We start from the raw sequence: 21,056 nt of genomic DNA on the forward strand, positions 1-21,056 counted from the left end.
TTCTCAGGGGCATGGTCGTTATCCTCCTCCGCCTTTCCCCGGGTGTGCTGGAAATCAGCGTGACCGTACTGCGACCGCTGCCGCCCTCGCGGCATCGGTGAGGCGGTCGAAGCCGTGCTCGAAGGAACGCGGGATCTCGAATCCCCCGGCGAGTTCGAGGCCGACGAAGCCGTGCAGCGTGCTGCGAACGTAGCGGGCCGCGTCTACGGCTTCGTCACGGCTGGGGTGCTGGTGGGAGTGGTCGCGGTACGCGGTGGCCAGGGCGGTGAACGCGTCTCTTCCCGTCTTGCCGGTGGTGGCTCGGTGCAGCACGTCGCCGACTTCGTCGAACTCAAGTTCGTTGCTCATCGGGGTGCGGCCTCGGACGGTCGACCGCGTCGCGTTCGACCGCCTCGCATGACGGGTTGCTCGATGAATCGCCAGCTCAGCGCCGCCGCCACGATGGTCAGCACCAGGGCCAGTGGCCCGGCCACCGCACCCAGTTCGGGCCGCAGCCACAGGGTCAGCGGGTAGTTCCACAGGTAGGCCCCGTAGGAGACGAGGCCGAGTGCCGCGAGCCCCCGGGTCAGCAACGCGCGGTTGCCCAGCTCCTGCCAACGCGACCAGACCAGCAGGAGCGCTGCCGTCAGGGTGGCGATCGTCGGGCCGACCAGCAGGTAGGTCAGCACGTGACCGCGCAGGGGCAGGATCGACAGCACCGCGAGCCCCGCGAGGGCGAGTGGTACCAACCTGGCGGACATCCACCCCGAGTGGCCGCGCAGCCGAGTGGCAGCGCCGATCACGAAGCACACGAACCACGAGGTGGGCAGCCCGTAGGCGTTGTCGGGATGGGGCCACAACCAGATCAGCGTCGCCACACAACCGGCCAGCACGATCACCGCGGTGGTCACGAGCGTGGCGGTGACGCTGCGACGTGTCCAGGCCAGCGTCAGCAGCGCGGGCCATACCAGGTAGAACTGCTCCTCGGTGGCCAGCGTCCAACAGTGGAACGCGGCGCCGCCCAAGTGGATGACCGGCAGGTTGCCGGTGAACGTCAGCATCACCGCGACGGTGCGGGGCAGGCTGCCGCTCTCGTCCAGCGGGTCGACGGTCGCCGTCACCGCGATGAACACGACGATCACCGCGAGCAACGCGGGCAACAGTCTCCGGGCCCTGCGCAGGTAGAACCGCCGGTAGTCGATCCTGCCGCCGGTGGCCAACTCCTTGGTCAGCACTCCGGTGATCAGGTAACCACTCAGCGTGAAGAACATCACGATCCCGACCACGCCCGCACCGGGGAATACGTCGGGGAAGGCGTGGCGCAGCATGACGAGTAGGACCGCGAGACCCCGGAGTACGTTGAGACCGACGATCTGTCCGCCACGTGCGAGCTGTCCGTCCCGTGCTCGGCTCACCCGCTTGCCGCCGCGGCCACTTCGCCGTCGGCCAGGGCCGATCGGATGAGTCCGTCCAACAGCTCCGGATAGGTCAGTCCCTCGGCGGCGAACATCTTGGGAACCTGGGACTCGGCTGTCATGCCGGGCATCGTGTTCACCTCGTTGAGTACGAAACCATCGGAGGTCAGGAAGAAGTCGATCCGAGCGAGCCCGCGGCAGCCGAGGGCGTCGTACACCCGCAGGGCCGAATCGGTCAGTTCCCCGACCTCGGCTTCGGTCAGCCGAGCCGGGATCTCGAACGCCGCGCTTCCGTCGTACTTGGTGGCGGTGTCGAACAGGCCGTCGTCGACCAGGATCTCGAGCGGTGGTCCGACCCGGCGCCCGTGCTCCGGATCGTCGATCACGGTGACGTCCACCTCGCGGCCCGCCACCACGTGCTCCACGAGCACCCGTTCGTCGAGTTCCAACGCCGCCCGCAGCGCCGGTTCGAGTTCCGCCGCGGTCCGCACCAGGCGTACCCCGAAACTCGATCCCGCCGCGATCGGCTTGACCACCACGGCTCGGTCGAAGACTACTGTGGACAGCTCGTTCCACGTGACGAGCCTGTCCGGCGTGGTTCGTACCCCGGCGGCCTCGGCCACCCGCTTCGTCGCCCACTTGTCCATCGCGAGCGCGCCCGCACGTACCGGCGCACCGACGTACGGGACGTCGGCCAGCTCGCACAAGGCGGCGAGACTTCCGTCCTCGCCTCGTGGTCCGTGCAACAGCGGCATCACCACGTCGCAATCCGCGAGCACCCCGAGCGCGGCGGCGAGGTCGTCGGCGGGCGAGCTGCCGAGCGGCTGCCCGTCAGGACCCAGCCACCTGCCGTCGCGGCGGATGGTCAACGCCACCGCCTCGTAGTCGGCGGGGTCGAGTGCCGCACGTACCGAGGCCGCGGAGGCCAGTGAGACATCGTGTTCGCTGTTCTGCCCGCCGCCGATCACGGCCACCCGTAACCGTCCGCTCATCGAATGCTCCTCCGAATCCGGTGACCGATACCGGTCACGATCTCGTGCGGGATGGTGCCCGCCCAGTGCGCCCAGTCGTAGACGGTCGGTTCGCCGTCGTCACCCGGACCGAACACCACCGCCTCGGTGCCCGGCTGGACCGGATCGTCCCCCAGATCCACCACGACCTGATCCATCGAGATCACCCCGGCCACCGGGCACCTTCTGCCCGCGACCAGGACCCAAGCCCCCTCCGATGCGTCCCGACGCAGGCCGTCGGCGTAGCCGACCGGGAGCAGCGCCAGGTTGGTGGCACGGTCGGTCACATGGGTGTGCCCATAGCCGATCCCGGTTTCGGCGGGTACCCGCCGCACCTGGACGACGGGTGCGGTAAATCGCAGCGCGGAGCGCAGTCGCGTGCTCTCGGACGGGTCGATGCCCACCAGCCCGGCTCCGATCCGAACCAGGTCCAGGTGCGTCTCGGGCTCGGTCAGCGTGGCGGCCGTGGCGGCCAAGTGACGCGTCGAGGGACGGAGCCCGGCCTGTTCAGCCGTCCCCACCCCGCTGAGCATCACTCGCAGTCCGGTCGTGTTCGCCGGGTGGCCCGGCTCGTCGGCCCTGGCCAGGTGGCCCATCACCCCCACGACCGTGATGTGTCCGGCGATCTCGGCTCGCCGGGCGGTCGTCATCAGGTCGGCCCACTCGTCCGGAGCGGCGCCGTCGCGGGCCATCCCCGTGTCGAGCTGGAGGTGCACTCGGGCCCGATATCCGGACCACGCGGCGGCCTCGACCACGGCCGCCAGGTGGTTCTCACTGGGTACGGCGAGGTCGACCCGGTGCCTGCAAGCGGTCGTGACGTCGGCGTCCACCGGGTTCAGCCAGCTCAGCACCGGTGCGTCGACTCCGGTGGCGCGCACGGCCAGGGCCTCCGTGATCGACGTGGTGCCGAGCCAGGTCGCGCCGCTCGCGAGCGCGGTTCTGACCATCGCGTGCAGTCCGTGTCCGAACCCGTCGGCTTTCACCACGGCCATCACTTCGCCGCGTGCCTGCCTTACGAATCGGCGGGTGTTGGCGGCCACGGCGGCCAGGTCGATCTCCAGCGTGGGTTCGTGGCCTCCCGTGGTGCTTCGGGAGGTCCGTGGGCGGGTCGCCGGCGCGTTCATGCCGGCACCTTCGCTTCGACAGGTCCGTAGATGGCGTGTCCGCTTTCGGTCAGTAACGCCCAGTACCTGTCCCCGTAGGACCAGTGCCACCACTCGGTGGGGTAGTTGACCAGTCCGGCGTCACCGAGCGCGCGTGCCAGTGTCATCCGGTTGCGCCGTGCCGTCCGGTCCACCTCGGCGTCGAACCAACACGCGCCGTCGCTGCGCTCCGGGGTGGCGTCGACCGCCGTCCCCATCCACAGTTCCTCGCCCTCCTCGTCGACCAGCGTCAGATCGACCGCCGCTCCGGCCACGTGCGGAGCCACTGCAACGGGTGCGACGAACCGGCTGGACAGCCGGTCCAGTTCGGCCTCATCGGCGTCGGGATGCAGCACGCGTAACTCGCCGGTGTAGTCATCGATGATGGCCTGCTGATCCCCCACGCTCCGGTGGCCCTCCAGAACCCGCAGGTCCACACCGGGCGGCAGCGCGCCCCTGGCCTCGTCCAGCCGGTCGGCGAGCCCCGATCGCACCATGACCCCGGACGCGAAGGCCAAAGGTATCAGCGGATCACCGTTGTCACGCACACCGATCGCGCGAACTCGCGGGTCAGCCAGCAAGATCGTCATGTCGTCGACACTATGAACGCACCGCGTGTCACCACATCGTCCGGAAGTACGAGCGGCAGGGCCGAACGGCCGGTTTTCTCTCCGCCCGGATGGGTCGATCGGTTGGGTGCCACGCCGATCGCTCCGGAACCGGCCGTTGTTCCACCACGGCCCCGAAGCCGAACGCCAGCTCCCACTGGATCGGGTGGAGCTCCGTCACACGAAGGTCGTTACCCCGCTCTCCGCCGCGAGAACCGTGCTACCGAGGGAAGGAACCGTTTCTCGTGGCGTTTCGAGGAGTCCTGGGATGGACCTGGCCATGTCCCGTGAAGAGCGGGAGAAATTTCTCGCCGAGACGCACGTGGGCGTGATAGCGGTACCGGACGACCGGACGGATCTGGCGCCGCTGCAGCTCCCGATCTGGTACGACTACCGCCCCGGTGGCGAGATCGTTCTGTTGACCGAACGTGTCTCGCGCAAGGCGGAACTCATCCGCCTCGCCGGCCGCTTCAGCTGTTGCGTCCAGGACGAGCGCCCGCCGTACCGGTACGTCAGTGTCGAGGGTCCGGTGGTGGCCGAGGAGGACGTCGATCCGGACGAGTGGGAGGCGTTGGCCCACCGGTATCTCGATGCCGACGAGGCGGCCTCCTATCTCGCCGCGAATCGTCACCAGCTTCGGGACAACGCGACGTTCCGGATGCGACCGGAGCACTGGCGTACCGCGGACTTCGAGGCTTTCGCCGCGACGTTCGGTTGATCGGCGTTCCGGCCGGGTGAGGAGTGTCCGTGATGTCCCCCAGAATCGAGACCGAGACGTCCGCCCCGAACCGGGAACCACCACCGAGTACCCGCGTGACCACTGCCTGCACCAGCTGTTCGACGCGCGGGCGTGTCGAAACCCCGAGGCCCCGGCCGCGATTCACCACGGTGATGTACTCGGTTACGCGGAGCTCCGTGCCCGTGCCCGTGCCCGTGCCCGTGCTCGCGCGCACCGGTGACGCCGTGGCCCGACCCGGGTCGTCGAGGGGTTCGCTCATCTCGCAACTCCCGTAAGATGTGGTGACTCCGGATGCTACGTCGAGTGTTCGATTAATGGCTCGTGGTGATCCGCTATCGGGTGATCGATTCGCCCGGGATCGCCACTCACGTGTGCGCTGGCCGCTCGTGAGTTCTCGGGGACGCCAGGGGCAGCCGATTTCCCTTCCCGTGCGACACGATCAGTGCCCTTCCGCGTGTCTCGATTTGCTCCGTTCCGGATACGGGAGTGCACTGGGTGTATGGGGAACGGCGGTGTGCCGGTACACGGGATCTCACGCCCGGCTGGTCGGTCGGTGTTCGGGTCGATCTCGCCGGACCGGGCGCGTTCGGGCCGCTCGTGGCACGTGTGTCACGCGGGGACGGATCGCCCGGTTCCCGTGCGGTGCCGCTCCGGCGCGGAGTGCGGTCTCGTCGACCGGGGCGTACGAGGACGCACGTGTGCCCGGTACCGCGCCGTTGCCTGAATCCCCACGAGGACGGCGTGGACATGCTCGCCAGGGCCGAGGTCGTGTTGTGGGACCCGTCGCGGGGCCCGCCGGGTGAGCATGCGGAATTCGCCACCTCGAAACCACCACGAGGAGGCACCAGCAGTGACGCAGGAAAAACCCAAACCCCCGACAACAACCGATGCCGGAATCCCGGTCGAAAGCGACGAGCACTCGTTGACGGTGGGCCCGAACGGGCCGATCCTGCTGCAGGACAACTACCTCATCGAGCAGATGGCGCAGTTCAATCGGGAGCGAATCCCGGAACGCCAGCCGCACGCCAAGGGCAACGGCGCGTTCGGTGAGTTCGTCGTTACCAACGACGTCAGCGCCTACACGAAGGCTTCCGTGTTCCAGCCGGGCACCCGCACCGAGATGATGATCCGGTTCTCCACGGTCGCCGGTGAGCGCGGCAGCCCGGACACCTGGCGTGATCCGCGTGGCTTCGCGGTGAAGTTCTACACCAGCGACGGCAACTACGACATGGTCGGTAACAACACGCCGGTGTTCTTCGTCCGCGATCCGATGAAGTTCCAGCACTTCATCCGTTCGCAGAAGCGACGCGCGGACACCAATTCGCGCGACAAGGACATGCAGTGGGACTTCTGGACGCTCTCCCCCGAGTCGGCGCACCAGGTCACCTGGCTCATGGGCGACCGGGGGATCCCGAAGACCTGGCGGCACATGAACGGCTACTCCAGCCACACCTACATGTGGATCAACGCACAGGGCGAGAAGTTCTGGGTCAAGTACCACTTCAAGACCGACCAGGGCGTCGACTTCCTCACGCAGCAGGAGGCCGACCACCTGGCCGGTGCGGACGGCGACTACCACCAGCGGGACCTCTATCAGGCCATCGAGAACGGGGATCACCCCAGCTGGACGCTGTACATGCAGATCATGCCGTTCGCCGAGGCCGAGACCTACCGGTTCAACCCGTTCGACCTGACCAAGGTCTGGCCCCACGGTGACTATCCGCTCATCGAGGTGGGGCGGATGAAGCTCAACCGGAACCCGACCGATCACCACACCGAGATCGAGCAGGCCGCGTTCGAACCGAACAACCTCGTTCCGGGGATCGGTCCGAGCCCGGACAAGATGCTGCTGGCCCGGTTGTTCTCCTACGCCGATGCCCACCGGGCGCGACTGGGAGCCAACTACAAGCAGATCCCGGTCAACTCGGCCGAGGTGCCCGTCCACAGTTACAGCAAGGACGGCAGCATGCGGGTCAACAAGATCTCGGATCCGGTGTACGCACCGAACTCCTACGGTGGTCCCGAGGCCGACACGGCCCGGTTCGGCGAGTACGCCGGTTGGCACACCAGTGGGGAGATGGTGCACGAGGCCTACACCCCTCGCCGGGACGACGACGACTTCATCCAGGCGGGCACGCTGGTTCGTGAGGTGATGGACGACGCCGCCCGGGAGCGGCTGGTCAACAACGTCTCGGGGCACCTGCTCGACGGCGTCACCGAACCGATCCTGCAGCGCGCCTTCGAGTACTGGCGCAACATCGACGAGGACATCGGCAAGCGCATCGAGCGGGCGGTCCGCAACCACAACGGCTGACCGTTCGGTTCCACTCGCCGCGCCTCGTCACCCGGGGTGCTCCGGTCCGGCCGGGGCGCCCCGGGTTGTGCGCGGAGCGTACCGCAGGCCGCGCGCCCGGCGATTTCGCGAGAAATCGACGCACGGCGGGGTGGTTCGGCTCTACGGTGTGGTCATGGGTGTACTGGACCACGAGCGCTACTGCTCGGAGATCGTCACGCAGGCCAAGCTGCTGGGCAAAGCCGTCGACGGCGCGGAACCGGACTCGGCCGTACCGAGCTGCCCGGAGTGGAACCTGGAGCGGTTGATGCTGCATCTGGGAGGTGAGTACCGCTGGGCGGAGCGGATCGTGCGCACGCGTGATCAGGTAGAGATCTGTGCCGCCCATGCCGACGGTGCCCCCGAGCCCACGGGGCAGGATTCGGCTTCCCTCGGGACATGGTTGGTCGAGGGGGCCGAGGGCCTCGCGGATGCGCTGCGTGGCGCGGGACCGGAGGCGGAGGTCTGGAATCCGATCGCCGGAGTACCGCGGAACGCGCTCTCGTGGGCTCGACGCATGACGCACGAGACGCTGTTGCACCGGGCCGACGCGGAGTTCACGGTCGGTGCGGAGTTCACATCGGATCCAGAGCTCGCGGTGGACGCGCTGGACGAGTGGATGCTGCTGTGCGCGCTGCCGCAGTTATCGCAGGCCGATCCCGAGCTGCGGCGGCTGTTCGGTGACGGGAACACGGTGCACCTGCACGCCACCGACGTGCCCGAGGAGCTCGCGGCGGAGTGGTTGGTCGACCTGAGTGGGGAGCCGATCACCTGGCGTCGTGCGCACGAGAAGGCGACCGTGGCGCTACGGGGGTCGCTGACGGGATTGCTGCTGGCCGCCTACCTGCGAAAGCCGTTGTCCGATTCGGACCTCGAGGTGCTCGGCGATACCGAGCTGCTGCGCGGCTGGTTGGAGCGCGTCACCGTCTGGTTCCGCTAGGTTCCGCGCGGTTCGGCGGCCGTGCGGATGCGTCACCGGCGGACGGCGCCGCGCCTACCCGGGCACGGCGCCGTCCGCCAGTGGCTCGTCACTCCACCGAGACCACCCCGGCGTAGCGCAGCAGGTCGACGATCCCGAACTCGCTGCCCACGCCACCGATCGTGGGTTCCCAGCGCGGGAACACCGACAGGTAGGAACTCGGATCCGCCCGCAGCAGGCCGACCAGCGTCTCGGCGACGATGCGGCCGCCGACCGGACCGAGCTGTCGTCCCCCGCGCAGCACCTCGGCTTCCTTCAGCAGGTAGTACCAGAGGTATATCGGCCCCTCGCTCTCCAGCTCCTCGTCGCTGAGCGGGATCTCACCGATCTTGCGGGCCACGTCCTGCCCCGAGGGGAGCTGTTGCGTCTCGCTGCGCAACAGGTTGCGCACCACGAGCGAGCGCAGCTGCGACGGCAACGCACCGTCGACCGCGCCCGGAACGGCACGGATGGGCAGATCCAGCAGTCGCGTGTTGATCGCGGCCTCGAACCGCTTGGCCTGCGTGGCGCGTGTTTCCTCGTCCGCCTGGAAGAAGTAGCGCCAGTCCACCGTGTCCTCCGGCGCCACCGGTCCGCCGTTCAGATCCGTTCTGGGAACGCCGGGCGCCTCCGGATCCTCCGGAAAGATCGGTGCGAAGAAGGACTCGTTGACCCGGTAGTGCGAACGGATGGTGGCGTGGCCGAACCGGAAACCGGCCACCGCGAACTCCACCGGGATGAACGGATCACCGCTCGGGTCGAAGAACCGCGGTCCGTTCTCGGCTATGTCGTTCATCAGGTCCTCGCCGACCACCAGCGGGAGGAACTGATTGCGTACGATCCATTGGAAGTGCCAGCGCACCAACTGTTGTGCGGTGGCCAGGAGATCGTCGTAGTAATTGCTCAACGTCAGCAGTTCGGTGGTCGACCGGCCTTCCTCCGGCCGTTCGGGTGCTTCGGGAAACACTTGGCCGAAGACATCGGTGATTTCACCGGATCGAAGTTCGTCCACGATCCGGTTGTGGAACTTAGCGAATGCCAGATGCAGTTGCGATATAATCAGATTCTCGTCGTTGCGCGGATCGCCGATCAACGCCACTCCCTCCGGAGTTCGGGCGTGATCGTGTCCCCCTTCGGCGATCGCGAGTTTGGTCTGCTGTGACTCGGCGTCGTAGAGGAGTTCGTCGACGGCCGGACCGCCGCCGTACAGGTGGTCCAGATCGAGGCGCGGTGAGCGGAAACTGCGCAGGGCTTCGGGGTCGACCCGCTGTTCCAGGCTGCTGGTCGGATCGAACGTGATGTTGTGGTCGATGAACTGTCCGAGAAAGGTGAACCCCGAGTCGAGGACCGGGTTCTGTTGCTCGTCGGTCGTGGTTCCGGAATCCATTTTTCCACCAGGTAGGCCGAACTCCTCGGCGAGTTCCGGCCCGGTGGCCCTTCTGGGTTCGATCGTCGGAAACATTCTGCCGAATCTGCCGGTAACCGCACCGTTTCGTGCGGCCGACTGCCCCCGGTTCCGCGATCCGTGTACCGTCATGAACAAACTCCCGCTTTGGTTTTCATGCGGCGAACATCGCCAAAGGATCGAATGTCTCTCGCCCCCCATGAACAGACCTTCGGTCGTTCCCGATGCGCCTGCGATCGTCTCCTCGCGAATCCGCGCGCGAAGAGATACTTCCTTACGGAGAGATCCGGTTCCCAATCGGATCCGTAAACGAAAGTAGTGGATTTCACTCGACAGTGACAATCAACTACTCGGTAAGTCACTCGAATGGAGCAGAGTTAGGATTTCGACAGCACGGGAGGTAGCGGGAGAACCGGGTAAGCCTGCCGATCAGCCCCGATCAGCCCCGGGCACGTGTCACCGTTCGCAACAGGCCGGGCGTCAACCGCGAGAGCAGCAGGCCCGCCCTGGCCTCCGGCGTGATCGGTGCGACGGCTCGGTCGCGGCGAACCGCCCGCAGGATCTCCGCCGCGGCGCTCTCAGGGGTGAAGGCGCGACGACGATAGAGGCGCCCCGCTCGTTCCCGCTTGCGCCGTTGCTGTTCGGGAGAGCTGCCCACGAAGGTCGTCGTGTCGGTTATGCCGGAGCTGACCACTCCCGGGCACACCGCGGTGACCCCGATGCCGTGCGCGGACAGCTCACCCCGCAGTCGTTCGGAGAGGGCGAGTACCGCGGCCTTGGAACTCGCGTAGGCGGGCAGCCCCGGTACGGGCAGATAGGCCGCCGCCGAGGCCACGTTGACGATCCGGCCGCCCTCGCCGCGCTCGATCAGCTGTTCGGCGAACGCCCGGCAACCGTGGATCACGCCCCACAGGTTCACGTCCAGGACCCGTTGCCAGTCGGCCTCCGTGGTGTCCATGAAGGAACCGGACATGCCGATCCCGGCGTTGTTGATCACTATGTCGGCTACGCCGTGTTCCTCCCGTACCCGTTCGGCCAGCTCCCGCACCGAGGAGCCCGTCGCCACGTCCACGCCGTACCCCGCGGCCACGGCCCCCTGATCGCGCAGCCGCGCCGCGGTCAGCCGCGCCGCGGCTTCGTCCACATCGGCCGCCACGATCTCGGCGCCCTCCGCCGCGAAGGCGTGCGCGGTGGCACGACCTATCCCGCTTCCCGCTCCGGTGACCACGACGAGCCGGTCCGCGAAACCCCGCTGATCGACGTCGGTTCGGGCTCTGCGCAGTTCCCTGGACTGTTCCCCGCCCTCCAGGTGCCGGACGAACTCCGCTGTGACGTGGGCGATCCGTTCCGGGGAGCTGCGGGGCAGCCAGTGCCCGCCCCGCAGGTGCCGCACCCGCAGGTCCTCGACCCAGCGGTCGATCTCGGTCTGCATGGGGGTTCCGACGAAGGAATCGCCCGTGGGGGCGAGTACCTGCACCGGTACCGAGGTGGCGCGTGGGGTCGGAGCGCGGAACCGCCGCGAGGTGTTCCTGCGGTACAGCGCGAGCCCGGCCACCCCGTCACTGGTTCGCGCCGTGATGTGCCGAGCACTGGGGTCCAGCAGCCGTATCACCCGCCGCATGATGCCGGTGCGCCACGCCAGTTCGGGGATGACGGGAAGCTGGAAGAAACCGATGTAGCCGGAGTGCGTGAGTTGGCTCACCAGGTCGCGGAGCCCTCGCGGCGTGGGACGGCGCAGTTTGCTCCGCATCCACTCGCCCGCGTGGTCGAGGGAGGGCCCGGAGATCGTGGTGAAGGAGCGGATTCGTTCCCGCAGCCGCGGCTCGGTGACGGCTTGCCACGCCTGGATCGATCCCCAGTCGTGGGCCAGCAGGTGCACGGGGCGTTCGGGACTGACCTCGTCCATGACCCGTTCCAGGTCGGCGGCGAGCCGGTCGAGGTCGTAGGCGTCGTTCCGGCGGGGCCTGTCCGATTCGCCCGCGCCCCGCACGTCGTAGGTGACCACGTGATACCGCTCGGCGAGCATGGGGACCACCTCGTCCCAGACGTGCCGGTCGTCGGGATACCCGTGTACGCACACGATGCACGGCCGTGCACGGTCGCCGTGCTCGCGCACCGCGAGCCGGATTCCGTCGCTGGTGTGTACTCGCGGACTAGCCGTCATGATCACGTCCTCGTCGGGGGTCCCGAAGCCGTCGGCCCGCCCGGGGCGGGCAACCGACCGGTCCGGGCGTTATTTCGTCCGGCCCGATCGACGAAGTAACTGTTACCACGAGTAACAGTAGGTTGTCGAACACCGAGCGGCACCGGTGATCCGCCGCGAGTCGTCGACTCACGTCCCGCTCTCGTTATCCCTGGGCAGGCGGAGGAAGGAGCGTGTCGGCGGTTCGGGTGATCGTGTCCAGCGCGGTGGCGATCGCCGGGCGGTCCCGGCTGCCGAGCCTGTTGGTCGCCAGAATGCGGCGTGCCGGTGCCGGTGCCGGTTCGCCGCGCAGCGGGATGCGGGTGACGGGCCAGTCCTGGTGCAGCCTGGCGAGCCTGGGAACGAGGATGATGCCGAAGTCGTGGGCCACCAGGGCTGTTCCGGTCTCCCACTCGTCGGCGTAGTGCGCGACGTCCGGAGTGAACCCGGCCGCCATGCACGCGGTGCGCACCAGGTGGTGGTAGGTGCTGCCCGGCCGTCCCAGTATCCACGACTCGTCGGCGGCGTCGGCGAGCGTGACCGTCCGGCGCTCGGTCAGGTGGTGGTGCTCGGGTACCACCAGGTCGAGCGGATCGTCGAGCAGTGGATGCTGGTCGAAGCGGGTGTCCGATGCGGGCGGCGTGTCGTCGGTGGCGATCAGTAGTGCCAGATCGGCATCGCCCGCCAGCAGCAGATCGAAGCAGCGCGCCGGTTCGGCCTCGATGACCCGGACCCGCAGGTGCGGGTAGTGGTCCCTTAGCGCGGCGGCAGCCGGGGGAAGCAGGTGAGTCGCCGCGGTGGAGAAGCCGCACACGGTGAACGAGCCCTCGGGTTCGTCGGTGGCGGCGGCCAATTCCGCCCGGGCGCGCTCGGCCTGTGCGGACAGCACCTCGGCGTGGCGCAGCACGGTCGTGGCGGCGGCGGTCAATCGGATGCCGCGTCCCGACTGGGTGATCAGTTCCACTCCGAGCTCGGCGGCGAGCTGACGCAACTGATGTGACACGGCCGAGGGCGTGTAGTGCAACGCCTGGGCGGCGGCGGTGACCGTGCCGTGGTGGGCCACCAGCTGCAGCACCCGCAACTTCGGATCGATCATGTAAATATTTTGCACGAACATATGCGAAAACGTTTGCTTCTCTGCAGCAGTTTTCGTGGACAGACTGGTGTCGTGCTGTTCCGGAGATTTTTCGACGAAGATGGTTCCGGTCCCCGACTCGCCACGGGCAGGCTTGCCACCGGTCGCACCCACGAGGTGCGTACGGCGGTCTACCTGCTGGTCGTGCTCACGGCGGGGGCCTATCTGCCCAGCCCGTTGTACCCCGACTACCAGCAGGCCTTCGGATTCGGCGATCTCACGATGACGTCGATCTACGCCACCTTCGCACTCGTCAGCGCGCCCGCCCTGCTGCTGTTCGGCCCGGCTTCGGACGCGCTGGGTCCCCGGACGGTACTGCGCGCTGGCGTGCTGGCCGCCGCGCTCGGTTCGTGCTGCTTCGCGCTCGCCTCCGGCCCGGCCTGGTTGCTGGTGGGGCGCGCCGCGCAGGGAACAGCGCTGGGAGCCGTGACCGGTGCGACCAGCGCGCTGCTCGTCGAACGGGCCGCGAACAGGGACAGGTTACGCGCGTCCACAGTGGCCAGCATGGGATTCGTGGCGGGGACCGCCGCCGGGCCGCTCGTCGCGGGGGTGCTGGCCCAGTACGCGCCCGCGCCCCGCCTCTCGCCCTATCTGGTGCATCTGGCGCTGCTGGCGGTCGGGTGGTGCCTGGTCTCGGCACTGCCCGCGGCCACCTCCCGGGTGAGTCGTTGGCGCCCGACACGCCCGCGAATACCGGCGGGGATACGCGTTTCGTTCACCACGGCCGCCGCTTCCGGCTTCCTCGCCTGGACCGGGGCCGGCCTCTTCCTGGCGGTCGTGCCGGTCGTGCTCGGTCGCCGGGCGGGAGTCGAGAATCCGGCGATCACGGGCGCGCTGCTCTGTGCCGTGCTCACCTGCTCGGTGCTGATTCAACCGCTGGTGACCCGGTTCGGCCCGCGCCTGGCGCAGCTGCTCGGGCTCGGTGCGTTGCTGAGCGGGCTCGTGCCGCTGGCGCTGACGGGCGGCGGTTCGCTGTCGGTGACCGTGATCGCGGCGGTGGCCACCGGAGTCGGGCACGGCCTCACCTACAGCGGCGCGGGCGCCACCATCGACGTGGTAGCTCCCGAACGGCAGCGCGCGGGGGTGACCTCCGCGCTCTACATCGCCTTCTACGCCGGTGCCGGACTGCCCGCTGTGGCGGTCGGACTGCTGACCCGCTGGCACGACATGGCCACGGCCGTGTCCTGGTTGGGTGCCGTCGCCGCTTCGCTCGTGCCGATCGTCGTGATGGCGCTGCTGCTGGCCGACCGCAACCGGCGGGTGTCGCGTACCGAGTTCCAGGCACGAACCGCCGCCACGTACCAGTCGTTCCGCGAGTCCCGTCGGTTCGGCCGATTCGGTCGACGCGACGTGCCCGCACACCAGGACCGGTTCGAACCGGCCGATACCGAGCTCACTCGGACAGGAGCCGGGGTCGGCAGCGTTGCGTCCGAGCCGAACGGCGTGGAATTCGAGCCGAACGGCGCGGGGTCCGAGTCCAGCAGGGCGGGGTTGGAATCCAGCAGCGCGGATTCCGAGCTCAGCCGATCGGGATGAGCCGTCGCGACACGGGCCAGCGTCGCGTCTTCCGGCCGTACCGGGTGCGAGCGGGGTCAGCCGCGGGCCTGTCGAATCCGTTCCAGCAGTCCCGAGATACGTTCGGCGGCCTCCGCCTGATCGCCTTCGGACAGCGCCGAACCCATCCCGACCGCGACCGCCCCGTTCGCTATCCAGTCGGGAGCCCGGTCCACCGAGACTCCGCCGGTGGGAACCAGCGGGGCCTGCGGCAGTGCCGCGAGCACGTCCCGCATGCTCTCCGGCGTCCACCTGCTCGCGGGGAACAGCTTGATCGCGTCGGCACCCGCTTCCAGAGCCCGCACCAGCTCGCTCGGCGTGTCGACACCGGGCAGCACCGCCGCACCGTAGCGGTGGCCGGTGGAGATCACCTCGTCGTGCAGCGACGGCGATACCAGGAACCGAGCCCCGGCGTCGACGGCGAGTCGTGCGGAGGTGGCGTCCAGCACGGTGCCCGCCCCCAGCAGCGCGTTCGGGTACTCCGCACGGAGCTCGCGCAACACCGTCGTGGCGTCCGGCGTGGTCAGCGAGACCTCCAGTACCTCCAGGCCCGCGTTCAGGCAGGCCGCGGCACGTTGCCTTGCCGTTCGTGCGTCGGCGGCCCGGACGATACCCACCACCCCGTGCTCGGCGATGGTGCTTGCTACCTGCCAGCGGTACATTCCACTCCTCCGTACAGAACTCGAAACGGTATTCGTGTGCGCGCTCGGTTAGCCGGCACGTGAGTCGGCGCCTTGCTGTGTTGGGCCGGCTCTTGAGTAGCGACCTACGCGGCGAGCGGCCCGGCCTTGCAATGCATCCGACTCACGCACCGGGGACCCATGCGCTGCGACACTCACGGTCGCTTCCCGGTGGTTGCTCCCACGGCGGCGATTTCGCGAGAAATCGACGCCGCACGGGAGAACCCGCGGCGGTGCCGATTGCGTAAGTGGTGGGAGCTCGGCTCGCGGGAGTGGTGGGAGTGCGGCCCCGTGCCGTCCCACCGCCCGGCGATTTCGCGAGAAATCGGCGCCACCGGGGCCGCGCCGACTCCACGATGCTTGGTCGAATGGCGTCAGCGCGTGGTGACCTGCTCGTCACCCACGGCCAGATCCCGCAGCCGCGAGTCAGGGAGGCCGTCCATGTCCCCGAGAATCTGCACCACGCTGCCCGCCACGGTGGCGGCCTCGGTCAGCGCCTCGGGCACCGAGATCCCCCGCAGGTGTGCGGACAGGAATCCCGCGTTGAACGCGTCACCGGCTCCCACCGGATCCACGGCGGGCACCTCGGCCGCCCGCTGGAACCACTCCCGCTCACCGTCGGTGGCCCAGGCCCCGCGCGAGCCCAGCTTGAGCACCACCAGCCGGGCACCCCGTTCGAGCAGCCACCCGGCGGCGGCACGCTCACCGACGCACCCGCTGATCTCCTCGGCCTCGTCCAGACCGGTCAGTACCAGGTCGGTTCGCTCGGTGAGTGGGCGCAGCAGCTCCACCCACCGCTCGATCCCGGCCAGTTTGCGCCGAATGTTGGGATCCAGACTCACCGGAACCCCGGCATTCCGCGCCGCCCGCACCGCCCGTTCGGTGGCCGCTCTCGCGTCCTCGGACAGCGCGGCGGTGATGCCGGTCAGGTGCAGCAACCCGGCCCCACTGATCCACTCCTCGTCCACGTCCCCCTCGTGCAGGGCGCTGCCGGCCGAGCCGCTCCGGTAGTAGCAGACCTCGATGGGGCGGTGCGCGTGCGCGTCGCGCACCAGCAGCCCGGTGGGCAGCGACTCGTCCACCACAGCCCGGGAGACGTCGACTCCTTCGCCGCGCAGGGTACGCAGCGCGGAACGGCCGAACGGATCGTCGCCCACCCGCCCGAACCACCCCACGCGGTGGCCGAGACGGGCCAGCCCCACGGCCGTGTTCGACTCAGCTCCGGCGATCGAACGCCGGAACCCCGCCGCGTGCTCCAGCGGCTGCCCCTGCTCCGCCAGCAGCAGCCCCATCGTCTCGCCGAAGGTGATCACCTCGGGGCTCAAGCGTCCTCCTCGATCCGGAACGGGTGCACACGGTTGCCACGGACATCGGGATCGAAGCGGAACAGCGCGCCCGCGTGGGGATCCTCCCGGTTCTCGATGCCCTGCCGGGAGGTGGTGATGTAGAGGGTGTCCAGGTCGGTTCCGCCGAACGCGCAGGCGGTCACCTGGGGTGTGGGCAGCTCCACCCTGGTGAGCAGTTCGCCCTCCGGGCTGTAGCGGTGCACCGCCCCGCCCTGCCAGAGCGCGACCCACAGGCAGCCCGCGGCGTCCAGTGTCAACCCGTCCGGAGCGCCGAGCTCGTCCGGAATCCGCACCACGGGACGCCTGTCGTGCAGCTCCCCGGTGCCCGGCGTGACGTCGAACCGGTCGATGCGCCGGGTGGGGGTGTCCACGTAGTAAGCCGTCCCGCCGTCGGGGGTCCACACCAGACCGTTGGAGATGGTCACCCCGTCCAGCACCCGCTCGGTACTCAGGTCGCCGTGCAGCCGCCACAACGCCCCCCGCCCGGGGGATTCGTCGTAGGCCATCGATCCCGCGTAGAACCTGCCGAGGGCGTCGCACCCGCCGTCGTTCATGCGTACCGAGGGGTCGCTCCACAACTCGGGCAGTGACTCCGGTGTCTCGTTGCCGGGCCGCAGCAGGGCGAAGCCCCGTTCCAGCGCCAGCACCAGACCACCGCCCACCACCGGCCGCGCCACGGCGGCCACGGTTCCGACCTTGGTGCGGCCGACGGTGCCGCCCGGAACCATGCTCAGCAGGTCTCCGGCGAGCATGTCCACCCAGTGCAGCTGTCCGGTGGCCTCGTCCCAGACCGGCCCCTCGCCGTGCTCGGCGCGGCTCTCGGTCAGCTGTTCGGCCCGGTGTACGGCAACGTTCGAATCGCTGTGCAAGCCGAAGAATCCTTTCGTGCCGGGTTCTGCCGATCCGGACGGTGCGTCCGGTTCGGACACTGCCGCTGCTTCCGCTCAGCAGTCCGAATCCTGTCGCTCGCTCGGGGGGTCTTCCGGTTTCCCCCGGGGTGTGTTGAACACGGCGCGCAGATCCCGCTCGGTGGTTCGCAGGTGCCTGCGCATCGCCTCGGCCGCCCCGCCGGGATCGCGTCGCCGGACGCGGTCGAGCACCTCGCGGTGCTGTTCGGCCGCGTCGGCGTGCGAGCCACCCAGCTTCCGGTGGCCCCGGTAACTGGCGATCATGCTGTCGTGCAGGCTGCCCGCCAGCGCCTCGATGAGCAACGCCAACATACGGTTGCCGGAGGCACGCGCCAGCAGTTCGTGGAACCGCAGGTCGGCGTCGTGGTACTCGGTGGCGTCCTCGGCCTGGTCCATCGCCCTGATCGCCAGCTCCATCGCGGAGACGTCGCTCGAACCGGCGTTGTTCGCGGCGAGCGTGCTGGTCTGCGTCTCCAGGCCGTGCCTGACTTCGAGCAGTTCGAATGCCGAGCCGGGGTTCCAGCGCAGCAGGGTGTTGAAGAAGTCACCGATCTGATCCCCGCTGGGTGCGGTGACGCGGGGGCGTCTTCCCTTGCGGATCTCCACCAGGCCACGTGCCTGCAGTGACCGGATCGCCTCGCGCACGGTCAGCCTGCTGACACCCAGCCGGGTCGCCAGCTCGGACTCGGAGGGAAGCAGCTCGCCCACCCCGAACCGTTCGAAGATCAGTTCTTCGAGTTCCGTCGCGGCGTCCCGAGTTCCCGGGCGCTCCGGTTCGTCGGTCTCGCTCATCCGTGTCCTCGGTCGCTCGTCGGGCGGCATCCGCCGAGTATCCCCGGCGTTCGGATCGAGAACATATCAGATACGTTCTTATCCCGGTAGGCTTTATCCTGATCGGATGCGTCGGTGAATCCGCAGCTCATACTAATCGAGTGGTCCGGTGATCGGGGCTTGATTGCTCCGGATGCGGTGTTGACGCGGAGTAACCTGTCATACAGAATCTCTCGCTCGACTCGACACTCGTCCAGGAGGGCACGCGACCCCCGGCAAGCGCGGACACCGAACTCCCACGAGCGAAACCCGACAGGCGAAACCCGACAGGCGGAACGGAGTGAACATGCGAATCACGGGGCTGGAGACTTTCCCAGTGCCGCCTCGTTGGCTGTTTCTCAGGATCTCCACCGACGAGGGGATCGTCGGCTGGGGCGAACCGGTGGTGGAGGGGCGTGCTCACACCGTCGCGGCGGCCGTCGACGAGCTGTCCGAGCTGTTGGTGGGGCGCGATCCGCTGGCCATCGAGGATCACTGGCAGGTGATGACCAAGGGTGGTTTCTACCGTGGTGGTCCGGTGCTCTCCAGCGCCGTGGCGGGCATAGACCAGGCGCTCTGGGACATCGCGGGCAAGAGCTACGGCGTACCCGTACACCGGCTGTTCGGTGGGCCGGTGCGCGAGCGGGTCCGGGTGTACCAGTGGATCGGTGGTGACGAGCCCTCGGACGTGGCCGAAGCGGCCGCCGAGCAGGTAGAGGCCGGTTTCACCGCCGTGAAGATGAACGGCAGCGGCAGACTGCGCCACATCGACACGCCCGCCGAGCTGGACGCGGTGGTCAGCCGGGTCGCCGCGGTGCGCGAGGTGCTCGGCGACGAGCGTGACGTGGCGGTGGACTTCCACGGCCGGTTCTCCACCGCGATGAGCCGTCGGGTGCTGCCCCGCTTGGAGCCGCTGTCCCCGCTGTTCGTCGAGGAACCGGTGCTACCGGAGAACACCGCCAAGGTCCGCGACCTCGTCACCTCGACTTCCATTCCCATCGCGCTGGGGGAGCGGTTGTTCTCCCGCTGGGACTTCCGCGATGTGCTGACCTCCGGAATCGCCGTGGCGCAGCCCGATCTCTCACATGCGGGCGGGATCTCGGAGGTGCGCCGCATCGCGGCGATGGCCGAGGCGCACGACGTGACGCTGGCGCCGCACTGTCCACTCGGGCCGCTGGCGCTGGCGGCCAGCCTGCAGATCGCCTTCGCGACCCCGAACTTCCTGATCCAGGAGCAGAGCAGGGGAATCCACTACAACGTGGGCTCGGACCTGCTGGACTACCTGGTCGATCCCAGCCCGTTCCGGTTCGACGAGGGGCACGTCGCCGCGCCCCAGGGGCCCGGTCTGGGCGTCGAGATCGACGAGGCGAAGGTGCGCGAGGCCGCCGAGCGCGGTCACCGCTGGCGTTCACCGGTCTGGCGTGATTCGGACGGCGCCTTCGTCGAGTGGTGAGCCGGGGCTCGGTGGCGGTTCGCTCCTCGCTCACGAGGATGCACACCGTCCTCGGCCGTCGTGGCCGGAGACGCGAAAAGTCCCGCTCGGCGTGTACCGAGCGGGACTTCACGGCAGCGGTTCAGCCGTCGAGGCGGTCGCTTTTGATCGCGTCGACGAAGGCGGTGAAGTGGCCCGGGGAGACCGCGAGGACGGGGCTGTCGGTGCCGAGCTTGCTGTCTCGGAGGAGAGCGGTCCCCGGTAGGTTCTGGGCGACCTCGACGCAGTTACCGCCACTGTTCGATCGTGACGACTTTCGCCACGTCGCACGCGAGAGATCCACTGTGCCAGCCTCCTAGGTCTGTGCCGTGTGCGCCTCCCGAATGCTACGTATCAGCTCCAGGGAGGCTGGTGCTGGTAGGGCTGTGGATCGTAGTTCGTCGCCGACGTACTTCAGAGCTTCCACGTCGTTGGGGTCATCCACGGTGTGCCCTCCCAACGGAGTGTCGAGGAATCCGACAGCTTCGTTGTTGTCGAACGAGAGCAACGCGAACGAGCCGGAAGGGCTGGCGTGTGCTCCGGCGTTGTAGGGGAGCACTTGAACAATTACGTTCGGAAGTTCACACCAGCGCATCACTTGGTCCAATTGCTCTGTCATGAGTGCGGGGCCGCCGACTTCGCGATGTAGAGCTGCTTCGCTGATGACGGCTCGGAGGCGTAGTGGATTCGGTTCAGTAAGCCGTTTCTGACGTTCCGCTCTGGCCTGTACCCGTCGTGAGATATCCACGGGGTTCGTCGTGTACCTACCCGCGCGGTGCACCTCGTAAGCGTATGCCTCGGTTTGAAGTAGACCGGGGATCAAGTCGAGTTCGAAGTTGACAGCCTCGGTAGCGAAGCTCTCGAAGTCCACGAACGGCTCGAACCAACTCGGTACGCGGTAACTCTCCCACCAACCACGCTGTTCGGCTTGCTGACGGGTCTCGTCCAACTGGCTGCGAACGTCTTGGTCTGCTTCGTAGAGATCGAGCAAGCTTATGAGCTCGTGACGTTTGATCTTGGAGCGTCCCGCTTCGATATGTCGGATCTTCGAGTCCGAACACCCGAGAGCGCTGCTTGCGTCCGCCACGTCGAACTCCGCCGATTGGCGGAGTTTCGTAAGCCATGAGCCGAGCTGCCGACGCCTCGCGGATGACATGTCCAACAGCGTAGTCATGACAAGCTTCTGGAGATCATCACCCATTCAGATGAATGCATCGATGACACTATCAAAGATATATTCTGACACTGTCATGATGTTGTCGTATGGATAGAAGAGTCAGGATCGATACAGCAGTGATTGAATCAGAATCCGGCACTACAAGTGCTCTGCCGTTGGGCCGTGAAGCTCGGCCGTGCGGCTGTACTCGTGCGTACTTCGAGTC

The 21,056-nt window shown here is 68.0% G+C and carries 19 protein-coding genes; 5 read left to right on the top strand and 14 right to left on the bottom strand.

Translation table 11 applies throughout. The annotated features are described in order from the left end of the window. Positions 1-54: 54 nt before the first annotated feature. From BM394_RS05215 to BM394_RS05235, 5 genes are read right to left on the bottom strand one after another with little or no spacing between them, the layout of a single operon-like run. Complete coding sequence (locus BM394_RS05215) at positions 55-348, bottom strand: TetR-like C-terminal domain-containing protein (RefSeq protein ID WP_092974547.1); 294 nt, start codon at positions 346-348, stop codon at positions 55-57. Beyond that, complete coding sequence (locus tag BM394_RS05220) at positions 345-1,394, bottom strand: acyltransferase family protein (RefSeq protein ID WP_217643358.1); 1,050 nt, start codon at positions 1,392-1,394, stop codon at positions 345-347. Before BM394_RS05220 ends, BM394_RS05215 begins: the two co-directional genes overlap by 4 nt. Beyond that, positions 1,391-2,386, bottom strand: a complete 996-nt coding sequence (locus BM394_RS05225; protein ID WP_092974550.1) for a D-alanine--D-alanine ligase family protein — start codon at positions 2,384-2,386, stop codon at positions 1,391-1,393. The genes BM394_RS05220 and BM394_RS05225 overlap by 4 nt, the downstream gene beginning before the upstream one ends. Beyond that, a complete protein-coding gene (gene alr / locus BM394_RS05230; protein WP_092974553.1) occupies positions 2,383-3,528 on the bottom strand; it encodes an alanine racemase in 1,146 nt (381 codons plus the stop codon). The genes BM394_RS05225 and alr overlap by 4 nt, the downstream gene beginning before the upstream one ends. Further along, positions 3,525-4,136, bottom strand: a complete 612-nt coding sequence (locus BM394_RS05235; RefSeq protein ID WP_092974556.1) for a M15 family metallopeptidase — start codon at positions 4,134-4,136, stop codon at positions 3,525-3,527. The genes alr and BM394_RS05235 overlap by 4 nt, the downstream gene beginning before the upstream one ends. A gap of 286 nt (positions 4,137-4,422) precedes the next feature. Between BM394_RS05235 and BM394_RS05240 the strand changes: the two genes are divergently transcribed. The 3 genes from BM394_RS05240 (at position 4,423) to BM394_RS05250 (ending at position 8,165) form a co-directional block, all read left to right on the top strand. Further along, entirely contained in the window at positions 4,423-4,872 is a 450-nt protein-coding gene (locus tag BM394_RS05240; RefSeq protein WP_092974559.1) for a pyridoxamine 5'-phosphate oxidase family protein, read from the top strand. Between the two features lie 826 nt (positions 4,873-5,698). Then, a complete protein-coding gene (locus BM394_RS05245; RefSeq protein WP_175529970.1) occupies positions 5,699-7,207 on the top strand; it encodes a catalase in 1,509 nt (502 codons plus the stop codon). Positions 7,208-7,361: 154 nt separating this feature from the next. Beyond that, entirely contained in the window at positions 7,362-8,165 is an 804-nt protein-coding gene (locus BM394_RS05250) for a maleylpyruvate isomerase N-terminal domain-containing protein (RefSeq protein WP_092975111.1), read from the top strand. Positions 8,166-8,253: 88 nt separating this feature from the next. On the opposite strand, the gene BM394_RS05255 is transcribed toward BM394_RS05250, so the two are convergent. From BM394_RS05255 to BM394_RS05265, 3 genes are all read right to left on the bottom strand, one after another. After that, a complete protein-coding gene (locus tag BM394_RS05255) occupies positions 8,254-9,645 on the bottom strand; it encodes a peroxidase family protein (RefSeq protein ID WP_175529971.1) in 1,392 nt (463 codons plus the stop codon). 382 nt (positions 9,646-10,027) lie between these two features. Continuing rightward, entirely contained in the window at positions 10,028-11,752 is a 1,725-nt protein-coding gene (locus tag BM394_RS05260; RefSeq protein ID WP_092974568.1) for an SDR family oxidoreductase, read from the bottom strand. 184 nt (positions 11,753-11,936) lie between these two features. Continuing rightward, entirely contained in the window at positions 11,937-12,866 is a 930-nt protein-coding gene (locus BM394_RS05265; protein WP_092975114.1) for a LysR family transcriptional regulator, read from the bottom strand. Between the two features lie 72 nt (positions 12,867-12,938). Between BM394_RS05265 and BM394_RS05270 the strand changes: the two genes are divergently transcribed. Next, positions 12,939-14,441 carry an MFS transporter gene (locus BM394_RS05270; protein WP_245779988.1) on the top strand — a complete coding sequence of 501 codons (1,503 nt, stop codon included), beginning with the start codon at positions 12,939-12,941 and terminating at the stop codon, positions 14,439-14,441. Positions 14,442-14,497: 56 nt separating this feature from the next. Here BM394_RS05270 and BM394_RS05275 read toward each other — a convergent pair whose 3' ends face one another. The 4 genes from BM394_RS05275 to BM394_RS05290 form a co-directional block, all read right to left on the bottom strand. Next, complete coding sequence (locus tag BM394_RS05275; RefSeq protein WP_092974575.1) at positions 14,498-15,121, bottom strand: bifunctional 4-hydroxy-2-oxoglutarate aldolase/2-dehydro-3-deoxy-phosphogluconate aldolase; 624 nt, start codon at positions 15,119-15,121, stop codon at positions 14,498-14,500. A 392-nt stretch (positions 15,122-15,513) separates the two neighbouring features. Beyond that, positions 15,514-16,464 carry a sugar kinase gene (locus BM394_RS05280; RefSeq protein WP_092974578.1) on the bottom strand — a complete coding sequence of 317 codons (951 nt, stop codon included), beginning with the start codon at positions 16,462-16,464 and terminating at the stop codon, positions 15,514-15,516. Beyond that, positions 16,461-17,354: an SMP-30/gluconolactonase/LRE family protein gene (locus tag BM394_RS05285; RefSeq protein WP_092975116.1), complete on the bottom strand. Its 894-nt coding sequence runs from the start codon at positions 17,352-17,354 to the stop codon at positions 16,461-16,463. Before BM394_RS05285 ends, BM394_RS05280 begins: the two co-directional genes overlap by 4 nt. A gap of 75 nt (positions 17,355-17,429) precedes the next feature. Continuing rightward, positions 17,430-18,185: a FadR/GntR family transcriptional regulator gene (locus BM394_RS05290; RefSeq protein WP_092974581.1), complete on the bottom strand. Its 756-nt coding sequence runs from the start codon at positions 18,183-18,185 to the stop codon at positions 17,430-17,432. Between the two features lie 325 nt (positions 18,186-18,510). Between BM394_RS05290 and dgoD the strand changes: the two genes are divergently transcribed. Continuing rightward, positions 18,511-19,656 (top strand): galactonate dehydratase, encoded by a 1,146-nt coding sequence (gene dgoD / locus BM394_RS05295; protein WP_092975119.1) that lies wholly within the window; start codon positions 18,511-18,513, stop codon positions 19,654-19,656. A 121-nt stretch (positions 19,657-19,777) separates the two neighbouring features. Here dgoD and BM394_RS05300 read toward each other — a convergent pair whose 3' ends face one another. Together BM394_RS05300 and BM394_RS05305 are read right to left on the bottom strand one after the other, a co-directional pair. After that, a complete protein-coding gene (locus BM394_RS05300) occupies positions 19,778-19,978 on the bottom strand; it encodes a DUF397 domain-containing protein (RefSeq protein WP_092974584.1) in 201 nt (66 codons plus the stop codon). A 12-nt stretch (positions 19,979-19,990) separates the two neighbouring features. After that, a complete protein-coding gene (locus BM394_RS05305) occupies positions 19,991-20,848 on the bottom strand; it encodes a helix-turn-helix domain-containing protein (RefSeq protein WP_175529972.1) in 858 nt (285 codons plus the stop codon). Between the last annotated feature and the right edge of the window lie 208 nt (positions 20,849-21,056).

Origin of the sequence: Actinopolyspora lacussalsi subsp. righensis (genome assembly GCF_900116555.1) — a bacterium.
GTDB lineage: Bacteria > Actinomycetota > Actinomycetes > Mycobacteriales > Pseudonocardiaceae > Actinopolyspora > Actinopolyspora lacussalsi.